Origin of the sequence: Paenibacillus sp. OT2-17 (assembly GCF_009827695.1) — a bacterium.
In the GTDB taxonomy this organism is placed as follows: Bacteria; Bacillota; Bacilli; order Paenibacillales; family Paenibacillaceae; genus Paenibacillus; species Paenibacillus polymyxa_B.
Genome location: NZ_WUDQ01000485.1, coordinates 1 through 2,819, shown reverse-complemented (window position 1 = coordinate 2,819; position 2,819 = coordinate 1). Strand labels below are relative to the sequence as shown.

General features: G+C 45.3%; 4 protein-coding genes and 1 pseudogene. 1 reads left to right on the top strand and 4 read right to left on the bottom strand.

Features of this window, described 5'->3' with window-relative positions; translation table 11 throughout:
- A partial coding sequence (locus tag GRP75_RS23485; RefSeq protein ID WP_160790515.1) for an aspartate aminotransferase family protein occupies positions 1-1,118 on the bottom strand: 1,118 nt, incomplete at its 3' end.
- A 215-nt stretch (positions 1,119-1,333) separates the two neighbouring features.
- Positions 1,334-1,741 carry a transglycosylase SLT domain-containing protein gene (locus GRP75_RS30040; protein ID WP_230486250.1) on the bottom strand — a complete coding sequence of 136 codons (408 nt, stop codon included), beginning with the start codon at positions 1,739-1,741 and terminating at the stop codon, positions 1,334-1,336.
- A 13-nt stretch (positions 1,742-1,754) separates the two neighbouring features.
- On the opposite strand from GRP75_RS30040, the gene GRP75_RS30035 reads away from it, so the two are divergent.
- Positions 1,755-1,907, top strand: coding sequence for a hypothetical protein (locus tag GRP75_RS30035; protein WP_231517198.1), 153 nt, complete (start codon positions 1,755-1,757; stop codon positions 1,905-1,907).
- On the opposite strand, the pseudogene GRP75_RS30750 reads toward GRP75_RS30035, so the two are convergent.
- Together GRP75_RS30750 and GRP75_RS23475 are read right to left on the bottom strand one after the other, a co-directional pair.
- Positions 1,907-1,981: pseudogene (locus GRP75_RS30750) on the bottom strand (carbohydrate-binding protein); the annotation flags it as partial. The gene GRP75_RS30035 and the pseudogene GRP75_RS30750 overlap by 1 nt on opposite strands.
- Before the next feature lie 293 nt (positions 1,982-2,274).
- Positions 2,275-2,819 (bottom strand): MFS transporter (locus tag GRP75_RS23475; RefSeq protein WP_160790514.1); only part of this gene is annotated, 545 nt, incomplete at its 5' end.

Below are 2,819 nucleotides of genomic sequence, written 5' to 3'. Positions count from 1 at the left end.
TGGTAACATTCCTCTACTACTTTTTGCGTGATTCGCTCATCCTCCACATTGGAAAAATCAATACCCCAAATCAAACCTGCACCCCGAATGGTCAGGCCCTTATGTAATGACAAAATCTGCTTGGTTAAATATTCTCTTACAAATGCTTCCTTATATTTCACAGACTGTTCCAAATTATTCATTTCCCAATATTCCAACGCAGCTGTAGCTCCAATGAAAGCAAGCTGGTTTCCCCGGAACGTACCGTTATGCTCACCAGGCTTCCAGACATCAAGTTCCGGTTTCATCAGCAGAATAGACATGGGAAGGCCATACCCGCTGATTGACTTGGAAAGCAGTACAATATCAGGGATCATCCCGGCACGTTCAAATGAAAAGAACGGTCCGGTGCGTCCGCAGCCAACCTGAATGTCATCGCAAATCAGTAGAATACCGTGTCTGTCGCTAAGTTCCCTCAGCCTGAGCATCCATTCGGGTGAAGCTATATTTACGCCGCCTTCCGCCTGAATGGTTTCAAATATAATAGCCGCCGGTTTTTCGATTCCCGAGTGACCGTCGTTTAGAACGGCTTCCATGTATTCAATAGTATCGAATGAGTCAATTGGACTCTCGGAGTATGGGAAAAAGGTAACATCGGATAATGCTATGCCGGAGGAAGATCTTTTCTGAATGTTGCTGGTAACAGCCAGACTCCCCAGCGACATTCCGTGAAATCCTCCCATAAACGCAAATATACCAGTCCGTTTAGTGATCTTTCGGGCAAGCTTCAGCGATGCTTCTACAGCGTTTGTACCTGTAGGCCCGCAAAATTGAATTTTATAGTTTAACTTTCGGGGTTCCAATATGATCTGCGAGAATTTTTCGATAAATTCACGTTTCGCTTTTGTGTACATATCAAGCCCATGAGTAATACTGTCCGATTCAAGATAAGCGAGTATCTTTTGTTTGATGTATTCGTTGTTATGTCCATAATTTAAAGCTCCTGCTCCTGCAAAAAAATCAACAAATTTCTTTCCGGATTCTGAATAAATCAGTGCACCTTTAGCCCGGTCAAACACATCGTAGAAGTTTCTACAATATGCTCTTACGTTGGATTCATACTGCTCAAAAATTTCCATACTCATAATTCCTCCCTTAAACTGAAGTTAGTGTTTAAACACTAACTTCAGTTTATTTTTCCGGCCCAATCCACATCCATGTTCTCTCCCGGCTTGTGGTGGATGTGCATCGTTGCCTTTGTCCTCCCCCGCCCACTCCCGGTATTACTTACAAAACTGGGTGTACATGTACGGTAGGATTGTAAAACCTGCAAGGGTGGAAAATAAATAACATCTTAGTTCTTACCGCCATAGCCCTTATAAGTAGCGTAAACTGCATCTGCATATTGATTGGCCAGAATAGGACGGCCATAAGAGTCTGTAGCTCCCGGATACCAGTTATCTCCTCCGTTATAGTGTAATAAGCCATTATATATGTTGCCGAATCTAGTAATCTTTTCATTTAAAATCAGTCCGCCCAAGCATACCTGATCTTGTTCACTGCCGTGATTATAAGCACGGCCAAATTTTGAGCTGAATTGAGATAAATAAGCATTACGTGTGTTTGGTTCTACCTGCATCAATCCGTCGCCGGCTGATGGACTGCCTGGTAAGCCTGCTCCAAAGCTGCTTTCCTTTTTGATCACAGCACTCAGCAATAAAGCAAAATCTCCGCCTTTACCGAATTTATCGCCCGCATTCATTGTGTATGTCCATATGTGGCTTGGAACTTCGGAAGGCTTTGTTACTGAAGGACCTGTTGGTGGCGTTGTTGGCGGTGTTGTAGGTGGCGTAGTTCCGCTGCCGCCTTTCTTCCATAAAGCAGGAACATTGGATGGTTCCCAGCCTACAAGGGAAGTATGTGCCTGAAGACAGGTATAAGTACTTCCACTATATGTTACTGTATCATTTACCGCATATGCAGTATTTGGACGTTCATACAATATTTATACCATAACGAACATTGTTCGTAAAGAACAATGTTCGTTATGTGTTAGAACACCTACATGTTCTAACTTTAGAACTCTCATCTTTTTCGCGCCTCCAAAAGGCGGAATTTAGGAGAAGAGGATATCTTGTTGTCGTGTGAAAGTATATCGCAACGCTCCACTACCCGCCGGATATATATCGCTAGCTCCAGAAGTTTGGGCTTACCGGACGCGCTGGGGTTATGGCGGCAGCCGCAGGACCGATCGATGAGGATCGGACGGATTGACGCGGCATCAATGCGTCAAAGTCAAGAGGCCGCTGAAGAGCTTTCGTAAGCTTTTTTCTGTTGCGGACGGAACCACGAGGCAGCAAGAGCGAGTAGAGAAGTCCCTATTAGTGCGATGATGACCCAGCGGTAACCGTGAATGACGAAAGCAAAATCAACGGCAGAAATCACATTGTTCTTTCCGGAATACAGCACGTTCTTCAGGTGGGCTGGCAGCGCTGCGCCGACGATGGTTAAAGAAAGAGCCGTACTCAGCACTTGACCCAAGTTATATAGCATGGACCGCAGTCCATTCGCCACCCCGCGGCTTTGCTCCGGAACGCTTGACATGATCTCCGTCGTATTGGGGGTAAGGAATAAACCGGTCCCGACCCCGATTAACAACATGCCGCAAGCGGTGACCCCGTAAGAGAAATTTCCACCGACCACGAATAGGAGTAGTAGTAGTCCTGCTATAGAAATAAGAATTCCAAGTGAGGCCAGAACTCGAATGGCCGCCTTCTTAGTCAACATGCCAGCAATCGGAGAAATGACCAACATCCCTATCGTAATTGGAAGGATCCTTA